At 38.5% G+C, this 23,280-nt stretch carries 24 protein-coding genes and 1 pseudogene; 15 read left to right on the top strand and 10 right to left on the bottom strand.

Going from position 1 to position 23,280, the window contains the following annotated elements; all coding sequences use genetic code 11:
• Positions 1-194: 194 nt before the first annotated feature.
• A complete protein-coding gene (locus CYP64_RS02795) occupies positions 195-632 on the bottom strand; it encodes a type II secretion system protein (RefSeq protein ID WP_103648594.1) in 438 nt (145 codons plus the stop codon).
• Positions 633-772: 140 nt separating this feature from the next.
• On the opposite strand from CYP64_RS02795, the gene CYP64_RS02790 reads away from it, so the two are divergent.
• On the top strand, positions 773-1,645 hold the full coding sequence (locus CYP64_RS02790; protein ID WP_103588725.1) for a cytochrome-c peroxidase: 873 nt from the start codon (positions 773-775) through the stop codon (positions 1,643-1,645).
• Positions 1,635-4,055, top strand: coding sequence for a bifunctional diguanylate cyclase/phosphodiesterase (locus CYP64_RS02785; RefSeq protein ID WP_103588724.1), 2,421 nt, complete (start codon positions 1,635-1,637; stop codon positions 4,053-4,055). The genes CYP64_RS02790 and CYP64_RS02785 overlap by 11 nt, the downstream gene beginning before the upstream one ends.
• A gap of 3 nt (positions 4,056-4,058) precedes the next feature.
• Here CYP64_RS02785 and CYP64_RS02780 read toward each other — a convergent pair whose 3' ends face one another.
• Positions 4,059-4,817, bottom strand: coding sequence for an exodeoxyribonuclease III (locus CYP64_RS02780; RefSeq protein WP_103588723.1), 759 nt, complete (start codon positions 4,815-4,817; stop codon positions 4,059-4,061).
• 53 nt (positions 4,818-4,870) lie between these two features.
• Here CYP64_RS02780 and CYP64_RS02775 point away from each other — a divergent pair, with 53 nt between their 5' ends.
• Both CYP64_RS02775 and CYP64_RS02770 read left to right on the top strand, forming a co-directional pair.
• Positions 4,871-5,236 (top strand): diacylglycerol kinase, encoded by a 366-nt coding sequence (locus tag CYP64_RS02775; RefSeq protein WP_103588722.1) that lies wholly within the window; start codon positions 4,871-4,873, stop codon positions 5,234-5,236.
• Position 5,237: 1 nt separating this feature from the next.
• Positions 5,238-5,465, top strand: a complete 228-nt coding sequence (locus CYP64_RS02770; protein ID WP_103588721.1) for a replication/maintenance protein RepL — start codon at positions 5,238-5,240, stop codon at positions 5,463-5,465.
• A 26-nt stretch (positions 5,466-5,491) separates the two neighbouring features.
• Here the strand turns inward: CYP64_RS02770 and CYP64_RS02765 are convergent.
• The 4 genes and pseudogenes from CYP64_RS02765 to rpsT all read right to left on the bottom strand — a co-directional run.
• Positions 5,492-5,728 (bottom strand): annotated as a pseudogene (locus CYP64_RS02765) (FAD-binding protein); the annotation flags it as partial.
• 160 nt (positions 5,729-5,888) lie between these two features.
• The gene (locus CYP64_RS02760; protein ID WP_103648593.1) at positions 5,889-6,308 is read right to left on the bottom strand and encodes a TOBE domain-containing protein; all 420 of its coding nucleotides are present in this window, start codon (positions 6,306-6,308) and stop codon (positions 5,889-5,891) included.
• Positions 6,309-6,651: 343 nt separating this feature from the next.
• The gene (gene prfA / locus CYP64_RS02755) at positions 6,652-7,719 is read right to left on the bottom strand and encodes a peptide chain release factor 1 (protein ID WP_103648592.1); all 1,068 of its coding nucleotides are present in this window, start codon (positions 7,717-7,719) and stop codon (positions 6,652-6,654) included.
• Between the two features lie 13 nt (positions 7,720-7,732).
• Positions 7,733-8,002: a 30S ribosomal protein S20 gene (rpsT, locus tag CYP64_RS02750; protein WP_004317319.1), complete on the bottom strand. Its 270-nt coding sequence runs from the start codon at positions 8,000-8,002 to the stop codon at positions 7,733-7,735.
• Positions 8,003-8,163: 161 nt separating this feature from the next.
• On the opposite strand from rpsT, the gene glmM reads away from it, so the two are divergent.
• The 8 genes from glmM to gdhA all read left to right on the top strand — a co-directional run bounded on the left by glmM (position 8,164) and on the right by gdhA (position 15,797).
• A complete protein-coding gene (gene glmM, locus CYP64_RS02745; RefSeq protein WP_103648591.1) occupies positions 8,164-9,504 on the top strand; it encodes a phosphoglucosamine mutase in 1,341 nt (446 codons plus the stop codon).
• Positions 9,497-9,949, top strand: a complete 453-nt coding sequence (gene lspA / locus CYP64_RS02740) for a signal peptidase II (protein ID WP_103648590.1) — start codon at positions 9,497-9,499, stop codon at positions 9,947-9,949. Before glmM ends, lspA begins: the two co-directional genes overlap by 8 nt.
• Positions 9,939-10,301 carry an NINE protein gene (locus tag CYP64_RS02735; protein WP_103648589.1) on the top strand — a complete coding sequence of 121 codons (363 nt, stop codon included), beginning with the start codon at positions 9,939-9,941 and terminating at the stop codon, positions 10,299-10,301. Before lspA ends, CYP64_RS02735 begins: the two co-directional genes overlap by 11 nt.
• 9 nt (positions 10,302-10,310) lie before the next feature.
• Positions 10,311-10,745, top strand: coding sequence for a CopD family protein (locus CYP64_RS02730; protein WP_054195978.1), 435 nt, complete (start codon positions 10,311-10,313; stop codon positions 10,743-10,745).
• Positions 10,746-10,754: 9 nt separating this feature from the next.
• The gene (locus tag CYP64_RS02725) at positions 10,755-11,300 is read left to right on the top strand and encodes a hypothetical protein (RefSeq protein ID WP_103648588.1); all 546 of its coding nucleotides are present in this window, start codon (positions 10,755-10,757) and stop codon (positions 11,298-11,300) included.
• 116 nt (positions 11,301-11,416) lie between these two features.
• Complete coding sequence (locus CYP64_RS02720; protein WP_054195976.1) at positions 11,417-12,856, top strand: acetyl-CoA carboxylase subunit A; 1,440 nt, start codon at positions 11,417-11,419, stop codon at positions 12,854-12,856.
• A gap of 799 nt (positions 12,857-13,655) precedes the next feature.
• A complete protein-coding gene (locus CYP64_RS02715; RefSeq protein WP_103648587.1) occupies positions 13,656-14,240 on the top strand; it encodes an SMI1/KNR4 family protein in 585 nt (194 codons plus the stop codon).
• A 198-nt stretch (positions 14,241-14,438) separates the two neighbouring features.
• Complete coding sequence (gene gdhA, locus CYP64_RS02710; RefSeq protein WP_103648586.1) at positions 14,439-15,797, top strand: NADP-specific glutamate dehydrogenase; 1,359 nt, start codon at positions 14,439-14,441, stop codon at positions 15,795-15,797.
• A gap of 1,319 nt (positions 15,798-17,116) precedes the next feature.
• Here the strand turns inward: gdhA and infC are convergent.
• The 3 genes from infC to CYP64_RS02695 form a co-directional block, all read right to left on the bottom strand.
• Positions 17,117-17,635 (bottom strand): translation initiation factor IF-3, encoded by a 519-nt coding sequence (infC, locus tag CYP64_RS02705; RefSeq protein ID WP_054195973.1) that lies wholly within the window; start codon positions 17,633-17,635, stop codon positions 17,117-17,119.
• Positions 17,632-19,452, bottom strand: a complete 1,821-nt coding sequence (thrS, locus tag CYP64_RS02700) for a threonine--tRNA ligase (protein WP_103648585.1) — start codon at positions 19,450-19,452, stop codon at positions 17,632-17,634. The genes infC and thrS overlap by 4 nt, the downstream gene beginning before the upstream one ends.
• Positions 19,453-19,802: 350 nt before the next feature.
• Positions 19,803-20,369, bottom strand: a complete 567-nt coding sequence (locus CYP64_RS02695; protein WP_103648584.1) for a YbaK/EbsC family protein — start codon at positions 20,367-20,369, stop codon at positions 19,803-19,805.
• A 64-nt stretch (positions 20,370-20,433) separates the two neighbouring features.
• On the opposite strand from CYP64_RS02695, the gene ung reads away from it, so the two are divergent.
• Positions 20,434-21,126 (top strand): uracil-DNA glycosylase, encoded by a 693-nt coding sequence (gene ung / locus CYP64_RS02690; RefSeq protein WP_103648583.1) that lies wholly within the window; start codon positions 20,434-20,436, stop codon positions 21,124-21,126.
• Position 21,127: 1 nt separating this feature from the next.
• Here the strand turns inward: ung and CYP64_RS02685 are convergent, their stop codons facing one another.
• On the bottom strand, positions 21,128-21,421 hold the full coding sequence (locus CYP64_RS02685; RefSeq protein WP_103648582.1) for a hypothetical protein: 294 nt from the start codon (positions 21,419-21,421) through the stop codon (positions 21,128-21,130).
• Between the two features lie 79 nt (positions 21,422-21,500).
• Here CYP64_RS02685 and CYP64_RS02680 point away from each other — a divergent pair, with 79 nt between their 5' ends.
• Positions 21,501-22,031: a pyridoxamine 5'-phosphate oxidase family protein gene (locus tag CYP64_RS02680; RefSeq protein ID WP_103648581.1), complete on the top strand. Its 531-nt coding sequence runs from the start codon at positions 21,501-21,503 to the stop codon at positions 22,029-22,031.
• Positions 22,032-22,051: 20 nt separating this feature from the next.
• The gene (locus CYP64_RS02675; protein WP_258032918.1) at positions 22,052-23,218 is read left to right on the top strand and encodes a replication-associated recombination protein A; all 1,167 of its coding nucleotides are present in this window, start codon (positions 22,052-22,054) and stop codon (positions 23,216-23,218) included.
• Positions 23,219-23,280 lie beyond the last annotated feature (62 nt).

Raw genomic sequence — 23,280 nt, 5'->3', positions numbered from 1 at the left:
AATTTAATAAAAAGCCATTGCCTATTAGTATAGTTAGGATTGATACTTTTTGGCAACGCATTAAATCTTAGAAAGCTTATTTTTATGTATATAAATTATTTGTGTAAAAAATTTGTATTTCTATTAGTCTTTGTTATATTAAAAATTTAGTAAGCCAAAAATCATAAAAAGCAAGGAAAAACCTTGCTAAAATTTTATTTATATTTTATGCCCATGCCGCCAAATTTAAGCGAATTAGCTGTCTTATTATCGCTACTTTCAATTAGAGTTTTAACATCTGCCAAGCCAGGCAATTCCCAAACTTGTCCACAAAGACCATCTGTTTTTACAGTAATGCCTATTTCTCCATTAGTGTTATTTCCGGTACCTACTTCTAAACACTCATCATTTTTTGCTTTTACTGGTGTTTTTACATTTGACATCTTTTTAACAGCATCTGTACCAGAAGCAAATTCGCCTTGTGAAGTATAGTAAGAACCCAAGTCCGAAATAAGCGTTTGTATATTTGAAGCAGTTTTTGATATCTCTGCATCATCCCTTGTTAAAGCTAGTTTTGGTATAGCAACCGCAGCTAATATGCCCAATATAACGATCACGAAGATCAACTCAATCATCGTAAAGCCTTTTTTCATGACTTCTCCTCCCTGAAATATAAATATTTTCTAAATCGAGCGAATTGTATCATAAATTTCAAAAAACAATAAAATAACGTACTATATAAAAAATCAAAAATTTGCCGATATAAAAAAGAAAATTAAAAATTAGGGGCGTTATGAAGGGCGTTATAATTTGTCTATTTATCATCACGATTTCATTTTGTAAATATGAATCTTATAAACCTCTCATGGTAATAAAATATAATGAAGAAAAGGCTCTGCTTGGTAAAAAACTCTTTTTTGACAAAAGACTAAGCCCAAATGAAAACTACTCTTGCCAAACTTGTCACAACTTGTACTGGAATTTAAGTGGAAGCAACCAAGATAGCATGGAAAAAGGCACTTTAAATCCTCCAACCATATTAAATGCTGCAGCAAACTATCTATTTTATAGCGACGCAAGGATTAGCAATTTAAAAGATCAAGTAAAAGAGTCCATAACCTCTAGAATAGAACTAAACTCAGATAACGACAAGATAGTAGATTCTGTAAATAATATCTCTGAGTACAAAATTTTATTTAAAAAAATTTATAATGACGGTATTAATTTTGATAATATTGCAGATGCAATAGCTGAGTTTGAAAAGGCTGTCTTAAGTGTTGATTCGCCATTTGATCGTTTTATATCAGGTGATAACAATGCCATAGATGATAGCGCAAAGAAAGGATTTGAGATATTTAATAATATAGGCTGTGCCGCTTGTCATAATGGTAGAAATTTGGGAGGAAATTTGACACAAGATATTGGCCGAGAAAAAATTTCTGCCTTAGATACAAGCAAAAGATTAAGAAGAGTGCCATCACTAAGAAATATTACAAAAACTGCTCCATATTTATCTCATGGAGAGATAAACGATCTAAAAGAGGCTATAAGCTTTATTGGTAACTACCAGCTAGGATACGTTCTTAGCAAAGATGAAATTGATGCTTTATACTCATTTTTTCTGACATTAAATGGTAAAAAGCCTAGGATACTAAATGAGTACTAAACGAATAAAAACCATACTTAGCGTCTTAACAGCTATATTTTTCATTAGTGCATTTTTTATATATAAAGCAAATATAGCTATTGGTGCAGCTCATAAATTTGATGATGGAATTTTAAATCTAAAATTTATAGACAATGAGATAACTTTTTCTTTAAATAATATTTATGATATCTCAAACTACGACAAACTCAATGCTGACATAAATTCTTTTGATACAAATTTGAGCAACCTTTCAATGCTTAGTGATGAGATGCTGTTATTTCATCAAAATGAAATAACAAAAGATCTACAAAACATAAGAGATGTATTTAGTAAAAAAGTATTTTTTTTACAAAGATCAGCTTATGTAAACTCATCTATAGATTCTTATATCCAAATAAGTCAATATGAAATACAAAATCTCGCACTTCCAAATAAGCTTGAGCCTATATTTTATGCGATAAAAGGTGCTTTGATGCTTAGTCCTGAAGCAATAGATGACATTTCAAAGCAAATAAAAATGTATAAAAACGAGTATAAAGATAACCAAAAAGCTCAAAATGTATTAGACAAGATACTTTATGCAGCTCAAGCTACAAAAACTTTACATACAATCTCAAATAGTGTAAAAGAGCTACATCTTGATAATATGCTAGAAAATTTTAGAAATAAAATCCTAGAATTTCACTCTGATGAGGTGAATAACGCAAAAATAGCTCAGACAATTTGTTTACTTACATTTATAGTATTTTGTGCATTTGGCCTCTTTCAAATTAAAATAGCCTCAGAGCGTTTAAGGCAAATAAAACTCTTAAGATCCACGGTTGAAAACGATCATAGCTCTGTTGTCTATTGCGATAAATACAATAGAATTTCATATGTAAATAAAACCTTTGAAGAAAAAACTGGCTACAAGCTAAAAGAATTAATTGGCAAAAATCCTAGAATACTAAAATCATATATGCACCCACAAAGCTTTTATGAATCCATAAAAGAGGCTCTGCAAAAATCTCTACCTTGGGAGAGCGATGAGCTTATAAGCAGAACAAAAAGTGGTGATTTTTTATATGAAAAGGTAAAATTTTCGCCATTTTTCTTTAAAAATAAATTTGAGGGCTACATAGCTGTAAAGCTTGATAGAACTAAAGAGACGCTGATACTAAACGAGCTAACTCAAAAAAATGAACAAATAAAAATACAATCTTCGATCGATAAGCTAACAGGCTTTGGCAACTACTTTGCTTTAACTGAAATTTTAGACGCGCAAAAAGATGGAGTGCTCATTTGCTTAAGCATTAAAAATTTTAAAATTTTAAGATTCTTTTATCAAACTAAGATTATCGATGCAATGCTAAAAGCAGTTGCTGATACACTAAAGCTTTGCATAGATACTTCTGAGATAAAAGCAAAGCTATTTAGATTTCAAGATGACGCATTTTATATATGGTATGAAGGCGATAATATCGTAAGAGATATTGAATATATAAGAGAATATTTTGGCTCAAATAGAATAAATGTCGCTATTGATGAAAAATTTGAAAATTTACCAGGCATAAAGATGGTGTTTGGTGTTTCATTGCCAAATGATACCCCACAAACTAACCGCCTAATGCAATCAGTCCTTGCAAATCAGCTCGCAATAGAAAATGGTAGCAATATTTACTACTATCTAGAAAATGACGCTATCGAGATGAAATATCACAAAAACCAGCTGGCAGTTCAGCTAATCGAAGATGCTTTAGAAAACGATAGAGTCATCGTAGAAGCACAAGGTATCTTTAACTTAGAAGAAAATGAAACCGAAGCAAAGTATTATGAAGTTTTGGTTCGTATAATCGATCAAAATGGCAAGATACACTATCCGGGCGAATTTTTAGATATTGCCATGAAAACACAACTATATCCGCAAATAACCAAAAAGGTGATAAGTCTTGCGTTTGATCTAGCCAAAAGATATCCAGATTATATGTTCTCAATAAATTTATCAATTACCGATATTGCTGATGCTAGTATGAGAGAGCTTATAGAGAGCAAGCTAAACGAGTGCAAAGATCCTAATAAAATTTGCTTTGAAATGCTAGAGAGTGAAGAGCTTAGCGACTATGTTGCGGTAAATTCTTTCATAAAACGCGTCAAAGGCTATGGATGTAAAATTTCGATTGATGACTTTGGCTCAGGATATTCAAACTATTACCGAATTTTGGAGCTTGATATAGACACTATAAAGATAGACGGCTCAATAATCAAAAAGCTTCCATTTGACGAAAATGCTAGAGTTCTAGTAGAAACCATCGTAAGCTTTGCAAAAAAACAAGGCTACAAAATAGTAGCCGAGTTTGCAAGTTCAGAAGAAATCTTAAACCAAATCAAAAATTTTGGAATACCTTATGCACAAGGTTTCTTACTAGGCAAGCCTCGCAGAATGGAATAGTGGCTAAATTTCTATATCTATCCCAACTGGGCAGTGATCACTACCTGTGATCACTGGCAAGATAAATGCATCTTTTAGCCTATCCTTTAATCCTTGCGAGATAAAGAAATAATCAATTCTCCAGCCGATGTTTTTAGCCCTTGCATTAAAGCGGTAGCTCCACCACGAGTAAGCATCCGCTACGTCGCCATTTACGGCTCTAAAGGTATCGATAAAGCCACTTTTTAGCACCTCATCTATCCACGCTCGCTCGATAGGCAAAAAGCCAGAAGTTTTGGCATTTGCCTTTGGATTTTTAAGGTCGATCTCACGGTGAGCGGTATTTACATCGCCACAAAATATCACCTCTTTGCCGCTTTTTACAAGCTCTTTGCAGTAAGCTAGAAATTTCTCGTAAAAGTCCATTTTATAGGCTAGGCGCTCGTCATCCTTTTGGCCGTTTGGAAAATAGATATTAAAAAGCACGATATCACCGAATCTATGCTCCAAAACACGCCCCTCCGTATCGTCGAAAAAAACTGCCTTTTGTGTAGAAATGTCAAAATTTGCTAGGCTCATCACGCCAGAGTAGCCAGCTCTTGCGCCTGAATTTACACTGATATCTTTAAAGCCAAGGTTGTAAATTTCTTTTGGCACGTCATCTTCTTTGACCTTGATCTCTTGCAGTCCCAGAAAATCAGGCCTAACCTCATCAAGCCAACCAAAGCCATCTTTTGCCGCGACTGCGCGCAGACCATTTACGTTCCAGCTAATAAGTTTCAAATTTCATCCTTTTTTTAATTATAATTATGCCAAAAATCACAAAAAGGAAAGTTATGAGAAACCAGCCAACGTATAAATTTTTTAAAAATTTTGGCTACGCAAGAGAGGGTTTGGCTGAAATTTTTAAAAACGAAAAGAGCTTTCGCATAGAAATTTGTATATTTTTGATAGCTACGATCTCGCTATTTTTTTGGAAATTTGACCTTATTTTTAATCTATTTTTAATCTTTAGCATGGCATTTGTGCTAGTTTGCGAGTGCTTAAACTCGGGCCTAGAGCGAGTGACTGATCTTGCAAGCCCAGACTATCACGCCCTAGCAAAGGCGGCAAAAGACGCTGGAAGTGCGGCTGTGATGATCGCAAATTTCTTATGTGGCGCGCTTTGGTGCGTGGCGATAGGATATAAAATTTGGGGCTAGCGTGAAAGAGCAAATTTACAAAGCGCTTCTTGGCGAGAAAAAGGTAGAGATCATAAATTTACTTTGCGAGCTGAGCGATGAAAATGGCTTTATCATGCTTAAAATTTCAGACATTTGCGAGAAGCTAAATGTGAGCAAACCAACCGTGATAAGCACGTTTAAGCTGCTTGAAGAGAAGAAAATTTTTGAGCGAATAAAAAACGGGGTTTATAGATTTAAAAATTTATAGTGGCAAGCAAGTGCCTGCCACCTTTTTTAGCCGATAGTCTCAGCAGCGATCATACCAAATGTCAAGCAATCAGTTATAGCAACTGATCCCAGACGGCTGGCTCCGTGAACGCCACCAGTGATCTCGCCAGCTGCATATAAATTTGGTATAGGCATAGCTGTTTGAGAGTTCATGACTTGGGCTTTTGTGTTGATATTTAGGCCGCCTATTGTGTGGTGAACTTTTGGCGTGCCATGCTCTGCTTAAAATGGAGGATAGGCTATAAAAGTAAAAAATAATATAAATTTTAGCTATAAATTTTCTAAAAAATATTCACTACGACTTATTTAAATTTATAATTTTGTTGATAAATTTTATAGTATTTTAGATCTTAGCTTAAGAATGGGATTTAGTTAGGAGAACGGAGCAAAATTGCTCCGTAAATTATTTAACACCAACTATGATTTGAGTTGCTTTGATAATTGCAGTTACTTTATCTCCTGCTTTTAAAGCTAGACTACTAACTGACTCTCTTGTGATGATAGCAGAAATTTTGCTGCCATTTACATCAATAATAACTTCAGCATTTACAGCTCCGTCTTTTATCTCGCTAACAACACCTTTGATTTGGTTTGTAGCGCTAAGTTTGATGCTGTCATCTTTTGAAACGATAACGCTTGAAGCTTTGAATAAAAAGATAGCTTTTTTGCCAACTTTAAGATCAAGACCTTTTTCACTATCAACCGTAACAATTGCTTTTAGCACCTCACCGCCTGCAAGCTTAGCAGATATTAGCGAATTTACCGCACCTGTTCTTACCTCTGTGATCTCAACATTTAGTTGATTTCTTGCACTTATTGACATTTTGTCTCCTTCTTTTGAATTAAATTATAGTGAAATTGTAAGGTAGAATTATTAAGCAAAACTTAAAACCATTTATACAAAATTATAATATCAAAAATAAAAATTTTATACTTTTAAATGTCCTAAAAATCGCTATTTGAGAAATAAAATCTAAAAATTTAATTTATATTGTTTTGAAAAAAATGAGAAAAAATATTACTAACTACTACTTCTAAATATCTATTTTTATAAAATTCTTGTAAATTTGGCTTTAAAGTTTGGTAAATTTAAAAGTATTTTAAACTAAAATAATATTTTTAAGTAAAGAAATAAATTATAAAATTTGAAGTAAAAATTTGAAAGTTTAAATGCCAGCTTCTAGCATAGCTTCTGCTTGATAATGCGTAATAAGTGGCTCGACGATCTCGTCAAATAATCCCGCAGCCATAATCGCATCAAGGCGGTAAAGTGTTAAATTTATACGGTGATCGCTTATGCGGTTTTGCGGATAGTTGTATGTCCTTATCCTACCAGAACGATCTCCGGTGCCAACTTGGCTCTTTCGCTCACTAGTCTCTTTTGCAAGCCTCTCTTGCTCTTGCATCTCGTAAAGCCTAGCCTTTAACACCTTCATCGCAGCTTCTTTGTTTTTGTGCTGGCTCTTGCCGTCTTGGTTTGTCACGACGAGGCCTGTTGGTATGTGTGTGATCCTAACTGCACTATCGGTTGTATTTACCGACTGGCCACCGTGGCCTGAGCTTCTCATAACATCAACTCTTATATCGTTTGGATTAATCTCGATCTCACTATCTTCGACTTCTGGCATAATAGCCACAGTCACAGCTGAAGTGTGCACCCTACCCTGACTCTCAGTCTCTGGTACACGCTGAACTCTATGTGTACCACCTTCAAATTTTAGCCTAGAGTAAGCACCTTTACCCTTTATAAGCACGATAATCTCTTTAAAACCGCCAGTGTTGCCTTCGCTTTGGCTAACGATCTCAAATTTATATCCACGAAGCTCTGCATATCTAATGTAAGCATTAAAAAGATCCCCAACAAATAGCGCGGCCTCATCTCCACCAGTACCTGCACGAATTTCTAAAAATATATTTTTATCATCGTTTGGATCTTTTGGAAGAAGTAAAATTTTAATCTCTTCTTCAAGCTTTTCTCTTGAAATCTCCAAATTTTTAAGTTCCTCTTTTGCTAACTCTCCAAGCTCAGAGTCATCTAGTAAAGCTTTGTTCTCATCAATGTTATTTAAAATTTGTAGATATTTTGTTGCAGCAGATGCAACTGGCTCGATAGATGATTGCTCTTTTGAGAGCTTTGTCATCTTTTCGATATCATTTGCTATATTTGGATCGCTAAGAAGCGCAGAAATTTCATTATAGCGATCCAAAAATGGATGAAGTTTATCAGCAAACATTAAAATTTATAGATTAAGCAGCTTTTAGAGTGTTTACTAATTGAGCAAGGCGACTAACGCGGCGAGCAGCAGTTTGTTTCTTCAAAAAGCCTCTACTTACGAAGCTATGGATGCTTTTGTTAGCAACTTTTAAAGCTTCATTTGCAGCATTTAGATCTTTAGCTTCTACAGCTACACGCACTGCTTTTGTGATGTTTTTAAGTCTAGTGCGGTAAAATCTATTTCTCTCAGTTCTTTTTATAGTTTGTCTAGCTCTTTTTTCAGCAGATTTATGGTTTGCCATAATATACCTTTTTGAATAATTTTAGTCGGTGATTATATTAAAGATATAATAAATTTAACCTTAATTTAAGTCATCCTTAAAAAAAGAAGTAAAAATTTTAGCTTTCAAATTTGATAATTTCTGATAAAATAGCACCATTTTATAATAAAAAGGATAAATTTATGAAACTTTTTGGAACAGACGGAGTTCGTGGCAAGGCTGGCGAAAAGCTTTCAGCTCAAACATCTATGCGCCTTGCAATGGCTGCTGGAATTTACTTTAGAAAGACCTCAGCGACAAATGTGATTTTAGTTGGAAAAGATACTAGAAAAAGCGGTTATATGATAGAAACTGCCATCGTTGCGGGGCTGACTGCAGTTGGCTACAACGTCCTTCAAATAGGCCCTATGCCAACACCTGCGATCGCATTTTTAACAGAAAATATGCGCTGCGACGCTGGCATAATGATAAGCGCCTCACACAACCCATACTACGACAACGGCATCAAATTTTTTGATAGCTTTGGCAATAAGCTTGATGAGACTATAGAGGCCGAGATAGAAAAAATATTCTACGACGATGAGCTCATCGCAAACGCCCAAAAAACGATGACAGAGATCGGCGCAAACAAAAGGATCGACGATGTTATCGGCAGATATATCGTGCAAATCAAAAATTCATTCCCAAAAGAGTTAAATTTAAAGAATTTACGAGTAGTTTTAGACGTGGCAAACGGAGCTGCTTACAAGGTCGCACCAACCGTATTTAGCGAGCTTGGAGCTGACGTCATCGTTATAAACGACGAACCAAATGGTAGCAATATCAACCAAAACTGTGGCGCGCTTCACCCAGAAGATCTAGCGAGCGAGGTAAAAAGGCTTCGTGCCGACATCGGCTTTGCATTTGACGGCGATGCTGATAGGCTTGTAGTAGTTGACGAAAACGGCGAAGTTGTGCATGGCGATGCGATACTTGGCTCGTTGGCTGCATTTTTACACGAGCAAAAGGCTCTAAAAGGTGGAGCCATTGTAGCTACGGTAATGAGTAACGCTGCACTTGATGACTATCTAAAAGCTCACAAGATCAAGCTACTTCGCTCAAACGTAGGCGATAAATACGTGCTTGAGATGATGAAAGAAAACGGCATAAATTTTGGCGGTGAGCAAAGCGGTCACGTGATATTTAACGACTACGCTAAAACTGGCGACGGCCTTGTTACCTCAATGCAAGTAGTTGCTATGATGCTTAAAAAAGGTAAAAAAGCTAGTGAAATTTTTGGCGAGCTAAAGCCATATCCACAAATTTTACTAAATTTAAAGATCACAGAGAAAAAGCCACTTGATAAGATAGAGGGGCTAAAAGAGCTTGAGACCAGCCTTGCAAAAGAGGGCATAAGATCGCTCTTTAGATACTCTGGCACTGAAAATTTGATCAGACTTTTGCTTGAGGGCAAAAATCAAACTTTAGTTGAAAAACGCATGGATGAAGTTGAGAAATTTTTTGTAAAAGCCCTAAATGCGTAAAAGCTTAGTTAAATTTTTCATTGCGTTTTTTGTCATTTTTATCGTTGATCAAGCGATAAAAATGATATTTATAGATGGTTTTTCGTGGGACGGAGAGTTTTTCTCGCTAGTTCTTACATATAATAAGGGCGTTGCATTTTCGATGTTAGCCTTTTTAGATGAGTGGCTAAAATTTATCCAAATCGCCCTTATCTTAGGCGTTTTTGTCTATCTGGTTGTCGAAAAAAAGCTGCTTTACTCGCATGCCATTTGGCTTGGAGCTTTGCTAGGAGCTGGCAGCTCAAATATCACAGATAGATTTATCCATGGCGGCGTTGTGGATTATGTCTTTTGGCACAAATGGTTTAACTTTGCGGTCTTTAACTTCGCTGATGTGATGATCGATCTTTGCGTTGTGATGATACTTTGGCAAAGTTTTAGAAAAAGGAGAGAGAGTGGGAAATAATATCTACGTCGCATACGCGCTTTGGCTACTTACTGGCTGGCTTGGAGCACATAGAATTTACCTTGGTAAATTTATCACTGGCTTTTTGATGATGGGACTATTTTTCGTTGGCTACTCTACGTTTTATTTCATTATAGGCATACCATTTTTAATAATTTGGGGCATTTGGTGGCTTATAGATGCATTTTTAGTTGGTGCTTATGTTGAGAAAAATTTACAAAAAGTCGAGCTAAAAGAGAGACTAAAACTAAAAGATAAAGAAGAGGACTTAAAAAGGCTTTACGAGCTTTTTGAGAGTGGTGCGATCAGCAAGGCTGAATTTGAAGCTAGAAAAGAGATACTTTTTAGATAAGGAGACGTTATGGCAGAATATTATCTTTACTTAAAATACCTCCACTATTTGTTTTTCATATCGTGGATGGCAGTGCTGTTTTATCAGCCAAGACTCTACGTTTATCACGTAGAAAACATGGACAAGCCAGACTTTGTAAAAGTGGTCGAAGTGATGGAGTATAAGATGTATCACTATATCGGTTGGGTCGCACTGATTGGCTCATTTTTCACTGGCATTTTGATACTTATCGCGATGCCTGATCTTATAAAAACTGGTCACATACACGTCAAAATTTTAGTTGTCATATTAATGGCTATCTATCACCTAGACCTTGGACGCTATATGAAGCAGCTCAAAGAAAAACGCTGTAACAAAAGTGGCATCTTTTTTAGAGCCTACAACGAAGTGCCAACTATCGCGATGCTCATCATCATCTGGGTAATGATAGTAAATCCATTTTAAAGGAATTTGATGAAGAAATTTTTAGCATTTATCGCTTTGCCAGCGCTCTTGCTCGCAGCAACTCAGTATTTTGAGCCGATGCAGATAAAATTTGACAACAGACTATATTCACTAGCATATTCAGCTAAGCCTGTGCCAAATTTATTCACTCAGGAGTACTTACTGCCTGGTGAGAAGCTAGATAGTTTTAGCTACATGCTCTCACTAAATACGCTTAAATTTGACGCTACGCCAGAGCAAGCGGTCGAGCAAAAGATAAATGACCTAAAAGAGCTAAAAGCAAAAGGGCTAAAAGTGGCTTATAAAAAGGGCTCGCTGGCAAATGAAATTTATCTTGATATCACGATATTTTCAAACCTAAATGGCGTGCCAACAGCTGAGCACTCGATATATCGCTACACCAAACAAGGCGGAAATTTAGTCCTTTTTACCATCCAAAGGCGTGCCTATAAAAAAGAGGGCATTCAAAGATTTGCTACAAATTTCACGATCGAGTCGCAAGACTTTAGCAAAAAAGCCCTAGCCACACCTTTTCCCCAAATCATCAATAGATAGAAAAATTTGAGTGTAAATTTAGCCTTTGCACTCAAATTTTAAAACCAGACTTAATAAATTTATCTAAAAATAAAACGAATAGTTATATGATAAGCAAAACTCAAAAAGGATAGCCTATGATACATAAAATTCTTATCGCAAATCGTGGTGAGATCGCAGTTAGGATAGTCAGAGCTTGTAGGGATTTACACATTCAAAGTGTAGGGATTTACACAGCGCCAGATAGCGAGTGCTTGCATGTAAGGATCGCTGATGAGGCCTATCAAGTAGGCGAAGATCCGATCAAAGGCTATCTTGACGCCAAAGCTATCGTAAAGCTTGCTAAAGAGTGCGGGGCTGACGCGATACACCCAGGATACGGCTTTTTAAGCGAAAACTACGAATTTGCAAAGGCGGTTGAGGACGCTGGGCTTATCTTTATCGGTCCAAAGGCTGAAGTGATCAGAAAAATGGGCGATAAAAATATCGCAAGATATCTAATGAAGAGAAACGGTATACCAATCGTTCCAGGCACAGAAAAGCTAAATGACGAGAGTATGGATGCCATAAAAGAGCACGCTAGACGCATCGGCTACCCAGTCATCTTAAAAGCAAGTGGAGGCGGAGGCGGACGTGGCATCAGAGAAGTTTGGCAAGAAGAAGATATGCAAGATGCCTTTGAGTCGTGCACCAGAGAAGCAAAGACCTACTTTAACAACGATGAAGTCTTTATGGAGAAGCTTGTCGTAAATCCTCGCCACATCGAGTTTCAAATTTTAGGCGATAACTACGGCAATATCATCCACCTTTGCGAGCGTGACTGCTCTATCCAAAGGCGCCACCAAAAGATCATTGAGATCGCACCTTGCCCATCTATCAGCGAAAATTTAAGAAAGATAATGGGCGTAACCGCGGTGGCCGCTGCAAAGGCTGTGGGCTACTCAAACGTAGGAACGATCGAGTTTTTACTAGATGACTACAACAACTTTTACTTCATGGAGATGAACACTCGTATCCAAGTGGAGCACGGCATCACCGAAGAGATCACAGGTCACGACTTAGTCGTTAGGCAAATAAGGATCGCTGCGGGTGAAATTTTAGAGATCGAGCAAAGCGACATCAAGCCGCGCGGCTACGCGATAGAAGCAAGGATCACGGCTGAAAATGTCTGGGAGAATTTCATCCCAGCACCAGGCACTATCGAGGGCTACTACCCAGCTCTTGGCCCATCTGTGCGCGTAGATAGCCACGTCTATAAAGACTACACCATCCCGCCATTTTACGATTCGCTCATCGCAAAGCTGATCGTAAAGGCGACCGACTACGATCTAGCGGTAAATAAGCTTGAAAGAGCACTTGAAGAATTTACCATTGAGGGCGTGCGAACGATCATCCCATTTTTGCTAACGATCAGCAAAAGTAAGGAGTTTAGAAGAGGATTTTTCGATACTAGCTACGTTGAGAAAAACTTAAAAACTATCCTTGAAAACACCTATGATGATATGAACAAAGAGCCAAACGACGACTTAGAAGAGGTCATCGTAGAGGCGATAAAAAGATATAAAAAGAAGAGATGAATTTATCTCATTGCGGCTTTGGCGATAAATTTCGCCAAAGCTAAATTCTCGCGCAAACTGTATGCGTCTTAGCTTTATCATTTGCCACAGTGTAAAGCTTGCTAGCATCTACTAGCACAATCTACACCAAGCCCAAATTTCTTAAATTCTATCTCTTTTAATAGAAAGCCATTTTTAGCATTTATCAAAGCTAGCTTATTTTACGATTTACAAGTAAAATTTGACCATTAATCCAAGCAAAGTACTCCGTGCTGCTTGTTTTAAATTTAAATATCACTTCGCTACTTTTGCCTCTACGGTGTAGAGATCTCCGCCATTGCTAGCGATACCAAAGTAAAGCACACCCTTACGCAGACAAACTGGCGTGTAGAGATATGCGCCAAGCTTTAGCCGCCAGATTATTTTGCCTGTTCTTGCGCTCTACTCTTTTTTTTGCTACACCCTCATTTAAATTTTCATCTTTTACTTCACTTTTGAACGATGCGCCGTCCAAAATTTCTTTACACTCCACTATAAGCGGCGAGCTCATTCGTACGCAAAAGCGCTCAAGTTCGTATGTTTTAGCATCGTCATAAATCTCTTTTATGAGCTACGCGGCTTTACCAAGCCAATTTTACCTTATCATTAATCCTTTATAATATCTCGCATTTAGTGGTTGCTAGTTTTTTAGTTATCTATGCCAGCTTCTTAAATTTATGAAGATCGTGGTCTAAGTTTGGCGACAAATGGGTCAAATTTAAAAGCGCGCTGAAATAAATTTGATAAAATTTGCCAAGATCCAGCAGATTAAAGAACTGATATGTTTTTAAAGTTAAACCAGATAGCTCAAAAATTAGATCAAATTTTCTTGCCACTAGAGCAAGAGGGTATGACTGGCATGAGACTCTTGCTTCAAAATGATGTTAAAGCTACCACACAAGCACTTAAAAACTCACAAGAAGCTCTTGGGGTAAATTTTCCAGCTAAATTTTTAGAGTTAATAAGCAAATTTGACCTTGGAAATTTTGAAATTTGCAATGTCAAATTTGGCTCCAGAGGCGACTACGCGAGTGAGCTAGTACGGCTAAATAGCGTAGATGAGTTTGGTGGCAAATGGTGGAGTTGCGAGGATCGCCCTTTAAATTTAATAGTCTTTGCCGTGGGTGATCCGTGGATATTTTTGCTTGATTGCACGAGTGGCGCGGTCTATGCATGGCTCTTTGGAGATGAGGAGCTTTGCGGTAGGTGCGTCGCAAGTGACTTTAAGAAATTTTTCATAGCACTTGCTAGCATCAATATAGCAAGGCTAAATGATGAAGCTATGCCATCAACCGAGCAAATCCTAAAATTTGTTAAAGCAGACGAAAAAGCACTTCCTTTTTGGCAAGAAATGGCGCAAATTTAGTAAATTTAGGCTCCACTCAGCCTAAATTCTCTTTTATAAATTTATCCCAGCGATCGAAATAAAAACCACTTTTTATAAATTTAGTTTCGATATGTAACGCTCATTGCCTAAAATAAAAATATAAAAATAAATTTAAATAAAAATTTTTTCTAGGAGAGTTAATATTCAACTACAAAAATTTGACGAATAGGAGCCAAAATGAGCGAGTACATCGAAAAAACGATGGAGTGGATAAAAAAGACCAATCCGGGTCAAGGCGTCTTTGTCCAGGCTGCGACCGAGGTGCTAAACAGCCTCGAGCCGCTTATAAAAAAAGAGAGCAAGTACCAAAAACACGCGATCCTAGAGCGCATAGTTATCCCTGAGCGCACGGTGATCTTTCGCGTCACGTACACGGGTGACGATGGCAGACCGCAGGTAAATAACGGCTACCGCGTGCAGTTTAACTCAGCCGTCGGCCCATACAAGGGCGGTCTAAGGCTCCACCCTAGCGTGGATCTTGGCGTGCTAAAATTTCTAGGATTTGAGCAAATTTTTAAAAACTCGCTCACGGGCGTAAATATCGGTGGCGCAAAAGGCGGCAGCACCTTTGATCCAAAAGGCAAGAGCGAGAGCGAGATAATGCGCTTTTGCCAAGCGTTTATGAGCGAGCTATACCGCCACATCGGCAACACCGTAGACGTGCCTGCAGGCGACATCGGCGTGGGCGCGCGCGAGATCGGCTATATGTTTGGGCAGTATAAAAAGCTAACCGGCAGGTTTGACGGCATCCTAACGGGCAAAGGGCTAAACTGGGGCGGCAGCCTAGCGCGCACGGAGGCGACCGGATACGGACTAGTATATTTCACTCAAAACATGCTAAGAAAAGCTGGACTTGATCTAGAGGGCAAAAAATGCAGCATCAGCGGTAGCGGAAACGTCGCCATCTACACGGTCGAAAAGCTCTATCAAGCAGGCGCACTGCCTATCACCGTCTCTGATTCAAACGGATACGTCTATGACGCTGAGGGCATCGATATAGCGGTGCTTAAAGAGCTAAAAGAGGTCAAACGCGCGCGCCTTAGCGAATACGTTAAATTTAGACCGAACGCAAAATACGTAAGCGTAAACGAGTACAAAGAGGGTAGAAACGGCGTATGGGACGTGCCGTGCGACGGAGCGTTTCCGTGCGCGACGCAAAACGAGCTACATCTAGCCGACATCAAGACGCTCTACGCTAACGGCTGTCGCTTCGTGGCTGAGGGGGCAAATATGCCAAGCACGCTTGATGCGATAAATTTTATGCTCGCGCAAAAGGATTTTTACTTTGCTCCGGCAAAGGCGGCAAACGCGGGCGGCGTGGGCACAAGCGGCCTTGAGATGATGCAAAATGCTGGCATGACTTCGTGGAGCTTTGAGGAGGTCGATCACAGACTGCACGGCATCATGAATCATATCTTTGAGCTTAGCTACGAGACTAGCAAGGAGTTTGGCGACGAGGGAAATCTGGTACTTGGCTCAAATATCGCGGGCTTTCGAAAGGTAGCCGATGCGATGATAGATCAGGGATACGTGTAGGGCTGATTTTAGCTCTTGGCTCTATAAATTTGCGTCCAAGCTAAATTTGGACGTAAATTTATATGAAGTAGCTTTGGGTTTTTAGTTAAAAAAGGATTTGCCTTTTGTGTGGCAAATTTTACTGACAAACTATCAAATTTACGCTAGTTTGAAGTATTTTATGCGGCGTTCGTTTTGACAAATTCGCGGTGGTGATAGATGTGGATTTGAAGCTCGCCTAAATTTAAAATATTGATACTAAGGTGGTGAGCAGATTACTATTTTTAGAGCATTTAATAGAAATTTTGTCAAAAAAAGCTGACATGGTAGCAAATGGTGGAGTGGCGAGGTTTGTGCAACAAATTTGAAAGTTTTTGCCATGGATGCTTTTGCTTAATTGTATGAGTAGTATGTTTATGTGTGGCCGTTTAAAGATGAAGAAATTTGTAGCGGGCGCGTTGCGAGCGAGAAATTTTTATAGTGTTAGCTGGCATCGATATAGCAAGGCAAAATGAAGAAGTCCTGACAGAGAATGAGCAAACACTAAATTTTATCCAAACAGATTATAGGGCATTTGATTTTTGCCAAGAAATGGCTTATAAAATTTAGTAAATTTATGCTCATCCAGCCTAAATTCTCTTTTATAAATTTAAACTATAAACAAGCGAATTTTTTAGCAAATTTATACAGCTACTGGGCGAAATTTAGCTTATAACTCTCGCACAGGCACCATTAATTTACAACTCGAAAGAAGTTATCAAATTTACTCTTTCAGGCAAGCTCTTGCCTAGTCAAATTTCAGCAAAGCGGCCCATGTAATGGTTGGCAAAAAAAAGGATGGAGCAAATTCTAGTAAGCAAAAATTAAAATTTGCTACATTTAATCCACGAACAAGCAAATTTTTCGTCAAATTTGGTCGCCACATAAAACCAAGAGTAGTCAAAGCTTTTTGTAAAAAGTATTATTAAAGCGATATCCCATTACCAAATTTAGCTAAATATTAGGCAAAATTTAGCTTAAAAATACTCACGCAAGTACTAAAAATTTGTAAGCTCGCAAGAGAGTCGATTTACCTAGATTATTTTCAGCACAACATCCATATGAGCGATAACAAAGCGGGTAAATTCCAGCAAGTAAAGACCAAAATTTACTAAATTTAAGCCACATCCAAATTTTGCCTATCAAATTTAACCATAAGGTATATCAACCCTGCAAACGCCTTTGCGTAAATTTAACACATATAAAAATGATAGGATTTTTGAAAATAGTTATTTATAAGTTTTTGTATTAAAAAATTTAATGTAACAAAGAGCAAGCCCTAGCCTGCTCTTTGTGAAAATTTAACCCTTTTTTGGAGTTACAAGCATATTTACATAACGACCTTCTATCATAGGTTCTTTGTCGCGATCAGCTTCATTTTTTATCATTTCCCAGACCTTCTCAAGCATAGCTACACCAGCTTCTGGAGTACTCATCTCGCGACCCTTTAAAAATACACGAAATTTAACGTGTTTGCCATCTTGCAAAAACTCGCTTGCGTGTTTAACCTTGTAGTTTATATCGTTTTGGGCGATCTTGACAGAGAGTTTTATCTCTTTTATCTCGATGGTTTTTTGCTTTTTCTTGGCCTCTTTTTGCTTCTTCTCTTGCTGATAGCGGAATTTACCATAGTCCATTATCTTGCAAACTGGCGGCTTCGCATCTGGCGCTATAAGCACTAGATCAAGCCCAAGCTTATTTGAGATCTCTAAAGCCTCTTCTCTTGAGATGACACCGTATGCCGTGCCATCATCCCCTACACATCTTACCTCTCTCGCCCTTATGTCCTCATTGAGCAATACTTCATTTTCCTTACTCAAAAATGTACCTCACTAAGTTTCTCCTTCGTTAAATTTATAAATTCCGCCAAGCTCATATCGCTCTGCGTCCTAGCCTGTCTGTCGCGTAGCGCAACGCTCTTGTTTGCTACTTCGTTGTCACCTAGCACGACTATCATAGGCACCCTTTGTTTTTCTGCCGTTCTTATTCTCTTATTTAAACTCTCATTTTTACTTGCGATCTCGCTATCGACGTTGATCTTTCTTAGCTCGCGTGAAATTTCTTTTGCGTAGTCTAAATGCGCGTCGCTAATCGGCACAATGACGACTTGCGTAGGAGCTATGAAAAATGGTAGCTCGCCAGCAGTGTGCTCAAGTAAAATTCCTATAAATCTCTCAAAACTGCCAAGTAAGGCTCTATGTAGCATTACAGGACGCTGGCGTTCATTATTTGCGTCGATGTAGCCTAGGTCGAAACGCTCAGGCAAGTTAAAATCGACCTGGATCGTGCCACACTGCCACTTTCTCTTAAGCGCGTCAGTGATCTTAATGTCAATCTTTGGTCCATAAAATGCGCCGCCGCCCTCGTCGATGCCGTATTTAAAGCCATTTTCATCAAGAGCTTCTTTTAGCGCTTTTGTGGCAGTCTCCCAAATTTCATCGCCACCGATCGCTTTGGCTGGTTTGGTTGATATCTCCATCTCGTAGTGGAAGCCAAAATTTTCCATTATCGTGCCAGCAAATTTCAAAATTTCTAAGATATTTTCTTTGATTTGGCTCGGCATACAAAAGATGTGTGAGTCATCTTGTGCAAATTCACGCACCCTGAAAAGTCCGTGAAGCACGCCGCTTTTTTCGTGGCGATGTACGACGCCGTATTCGAAAAATTTAAGCGGTAGATCGCGATAAGACCTGATATCGCTTTGATAAACTTTGATGTGACCCACGCAGTTCATCGGCTTTATGCCGTACTCTGCGTCATCGATTGTTGTAAAGTACATATTTTCTTTATAATTTGCATAGTGGCCGCTCTTTTTCCATACGTCAGCTTTTAAAAGCTCTGGCCCACGCACTGGCTCGTAGCCACGGTCGCGGTGAGCTTTGTATAAAATTTGCTCTAGTTTTGATCTTAAGCGTCCACCATTTGGTAGCCATATCGGCAAGCCGCCACCCACTTCTTCATCAAATGTAAATAGCTTCATCTCGACGCCAAGCTTTCTATGATCTCGCTTTTTAGCCTCTTCGATGATGCGGATGTGCTCTTTTAGGCTCTCTTTATCAGCGTAGGCTGTGCCATAAATTCTAGTTAGCATCTCACGGCTCTCATCTCCACCAAGATATGCTCCAGCTACGCGTGTTAGTTTGAAAAATTTTAAAAATTTGGTATTTGGTACGTGTGGTCCGCGGCAAAGATCTTCAAAATCACCTTGTGAGTAGCTGCTCACTTCACCATCTGGAATTCTTTTTAAGACCTCTTGTTTTAGATCATCGTTTTTAAATTTCTCACTCATATTAGCTTTAGTTGAGCAGGTTTTGACGATGTCAAATTTCTTCTCAGCAAGCTCTTTCATTTTTTCTTCGATTGCAGCTAGATCACTCTCGCCTAGCTTCGTACCCTCATCATCAACTCTAAAATCATAATAAAATCCATCTTCTACATTTGGTCCGACAAAAAATTTCGCCTTTGGATAGAGTGATTTGATAGCTTGTGCCATGAGGTGCGCACAGGAGTGTCTAATAACGTGTAGTGCTTCTTTTGAGTTGTCAAAATAGATAGGCTCGGCACCACTTTCGCGCCCTGCGATACTTTGTGTATCGACTATTTCGCCATTTAGTTTGTATGCGATGATATCGCTCATTGTTTTTCCTTATATCAAATTGTCTTTTTTACGATAAAAGAACGATTAAGGATTTTATCTAAATGGGCTTTAAGCTAAACTTAATATTTACTAAGCAAATTTTTATAAATTCTTTTTAAATCCACAAGCTTTGATCTATAAATTTATTTATAAAATATATATATTTATATTTAAATGTCTAAATCCCTAAATTTAAAGATTTTTATTTATATAATTTATTATATTTTAAGATTATGCCTGATAATATTTGTTCTTGAAATGAATTTAGCAATTTCTCGTCTTTGCATTATTTAAATTCATTTTTCTCCCGACAATATTTAGTGCTAGGAAGTGGTTAGCCTAGCACTTTTTTATTCTGCAAAATTTATTAGCGTTGGTCGTACTATCTTTGTATAATCTTTTGTATTTAAAATGATCGATCTATCAAGTAGTCCCGCATTAAATGCGATCTCATTGTTTCTTTGCAGTAACCTTTCATCAACTACGATGTGTAAATTTTTATGAAAGCTAAATGGTGGCACCGAACCAAAAACACAATCTGCCAATTCCAAAACCTCATCTGGACTAGCTAGGCTTGCTCTTTTGCCGTCAAATTTTTGTGTCAAGCTATCAAGATTTGCTTGCATATCGGCTGGCAAAATAGCCAAGACATAAGTTTTACCAGCCTTCATCGCTGGCTTTTCATCGCTTAGCAAATAATCATTTAGCACATTTTCATCTTTAAAAATTTGCCTAAATTTCTCCTCATCTACGCCTTTTATAGAGCATACCAGCGCCTTTGCGCCCTGGCTCATCTTCGTGCCTCTTATCTTAGCGACCTCCTCTGAAGTCCTAGCACTCTCATGATCTATCACTCTAAATTTAGCCTCGTTTTTGCTAAGGAGATCGTGGATTTTATTAAAAATTTGCTCTGACACAGCTCTTTCCTTTGGATAAATTTTAGTTAAAATTATACCGCTAAAACTTACAAAAGGCAGGAAAATGCAGATAAATTTAGATGACATAAAAATCGAGCCAAGCTGGAAAGAGGTGCTAAAAAATGAGTTTTTGAGTGAAAATTTCGCGCATATCAAAGAAAATTTCTTAAAAGCAAAGAGTGCTGGCACCGTCTATCCATCAAGCACGCTTATATTTAATGCATTTCATCTAACGCCTTTTCACTCTGTCAAAGTCGTAATCCTAGGCCAAGATCCATACCATGGCGCAAATCAAGCCATGGGGCTAAGTTTTTCAGTGCCTAGTGGCGTAAAAGTCCCACCAAGTCTTGTGAATATTTATAAAGAAATTTATTCCGATCTTGGCATAAAAGAGCCAAATAGCGGCGATCTTACAAAGTGGGCAAAGCAAGGCGTGCTGCTTCTAAACTCGACCCTTAGCGTTAGCGCTGGGATGGCAAATTCTCACGCTAGCTTTGGCTGGCAGGGCTTTACTGACGCTGTAATAAAAAAAGTTAGCCAAAATTTACAAAACGTAGTTTTCATGCTTTGGGGCAATCCAGCCAGAGCCAAAGCACCGCTCATTGACGCCAGCAAGCACCTCATCTTAGAGGCAGCACATCCAAGCCCACTGGCTCGTGGCGCGTTTTTTGGCTGCAGGCACTTTTCAAAGGCAAATATATACCTAGCAAATCACGGTAAAACGCCCATAGATTGGGACTTAAACGCTCAAATTTGAGCTATTTTTTAAGCTCAGTAAGAAGCTTATTTACCTTTTCTAGCTCGCTTTTGCAAAATTTCTCATCGTTATTTTGCATTATCATCGCCTCTTGGCCGATTTGCCTTTGCTTAAACTCGTCAAATTTAAGCTCAAAAAGCCTTAGCGCCTTCTCATCTCCTGCAAGCTTCTTGCTCTCTTTGGCGTAAAGCTCGTCAAGATAGAGCCTGCTTTGCTTTACATACTCCTTGCAAACTTCATTTGCACCAAGTAAATTTACGCCCAGAAAAAGGGCAAAAATGGCAATTTTTTTCATATTTTTCCTTTAAATTTTTGCGTTATACTAGCCTTTAAGCACTTAAATTTTAAAATATTTTTCAAAAAAAGGATGAAATTTGAGACGAAAAGATAGAGAATTAAGCCGTGATGAAGCTATAAAAATCATAGACGAGTGCGAATACGCCGTCATCTCATGCGTGAATGATGAGGGAGAAATTTTTAGTGTGCCTATCTCGCCTGTTAGAGTTGGTGAGAGCATTTTCGTCCACGGAGCGACCGCTGGTAGCAAGGCTAAACTTCTACAAAATGGGCGAAAAGTGGAGTTTGTCTGTGTTAGCTTTAACAAAGTACCGCACCTAAATGATAGCGAGCTAGAAATGATAAAAGATGACGGCAAGGCGCTTGGCGGCAAGGTCTTTACTACTGAATACAAAAGTGCCATCGCAAAAACAAGAGCCTACGAAGTGACAGATGAAGCCAAAAGATATGAAATTTTAAAAATTCTCAGCCAAAAATACACCGCCTACGCGATGAGCACCTTTGATGTGGCGGCCGAGTATGGGCTAAAGATCATGAAAATTTACGAGCTAAAGATAGAGAGCCTTAGCGCAAAGGCCAAAATTTTGCCAAAAGTGGCAAAGGGGTAAATTTGGGCTCACTTGCACTGATGTTTAGACCCAAAAACTTGGATGAAATTTGCGGTCAAAGGGCGGTTAAAGCGGCCTTTTTAAAATTTATAGCCACAGGCAAGATCCCGCACTCCATATTTTACGGTCTAGCAGGCTGTGGCAAGACTAGCTTTGCAAGGGCTGTGGCAAGCGGGGCAAACTACGACTTTTACGAGTTTGACGGCGGAAATTTAAAGATAGATGACTTCCGCAAAATTTTAAAAAACTACGAAAACGCTCTAAACAAACCACTCTTTTTCATAGACGAGATCCACCGCCTAAGCAAGACACAGCAAGAAGCACTCCTCATCCCCATGGAAAACTACAAAGCCCTAGTTATCGGGGCAAGCACAGAAAATCCCTTTTTCACGCTAAGCTCAGGCATCAGAAGTCGCTCGATGCTCTTTGAGTTTAGACCGCTTAGCAGTAGCGATTTTGAAGAGCTTCTTGGCAAGATAAGAGAGCAAATTTCATTTAACATAGATGAAGAGGCAAAAGAGTATCTCTTTAAAAGTAGTGGCGGCGATGCAAGAGCTATGCTAAATTTACTCGAATTTGCCATCACACTTGATGAAAATGTGAGCTTAGAAAATTTAAAAACACTTCGCCAAAACGCCCTAAAAGAGGGGGCAAAAGAGGACGACACGCACTACGAGCTAGCAAGCGCTTTTATAAAAAGCCTGCGCGGAAGCGACGAAAACGCCGTCATCTACTATCTCGCAAGGCTAATAGACTCTGGCGAGAGCGCTGACTTCATCGCTAGAAGGATGGCGATATTTGCCAGCGAAGATATCGGCAATGCAAACCCAAATGCGCTAAATTTAGCCGCAAGTACGCTTAGTGTGGTAAAGGAGATAGGCTTTCCAGAGGCTAGGATCATACTAGCTCAGTGCGCCATATATCTAGCTAGCTCACCAAAGTCAAACTCCAGCTACAACGCGATAAATGCCGCCCTAAGATACGTGCAAAGCGAAGAAATTTTAAAAATCCCGCCATATCTAAAAAACCATACAAAAGAGAGCAAAGACTACCTTTATCCGCATGATTTTGGCGGCTGGGTCGAGCAAAAATACCTAGAAAAACCGCTCGTTTTTTACAAAAGCAAGGGCATTGGCTTTGAAAAAACGCTAAATGAGTGGCTAGAAAAGATAAGGTCAAAAGGCTAAATTTAGGCTTTACTCTGTCAAATTTAAAAGAGCTCTTTTCAATTTACGGCAAGTATAAGGGT

It is taken from the genome of Campylobacter concisus (assembly GCF_002913945.1).
Lineage (GTDB): Bacteria > Campylobacterota > Campylobacteria > Campylobacterales > Campylobacteraceae > Campylobacter_A > Campylobacter_A concisus_P.
The sequence above is the reverse complement of the archived record's forward strand: the minus strand, read 5'-3'. Positions and strand labels throughout refer to the sequence as shown.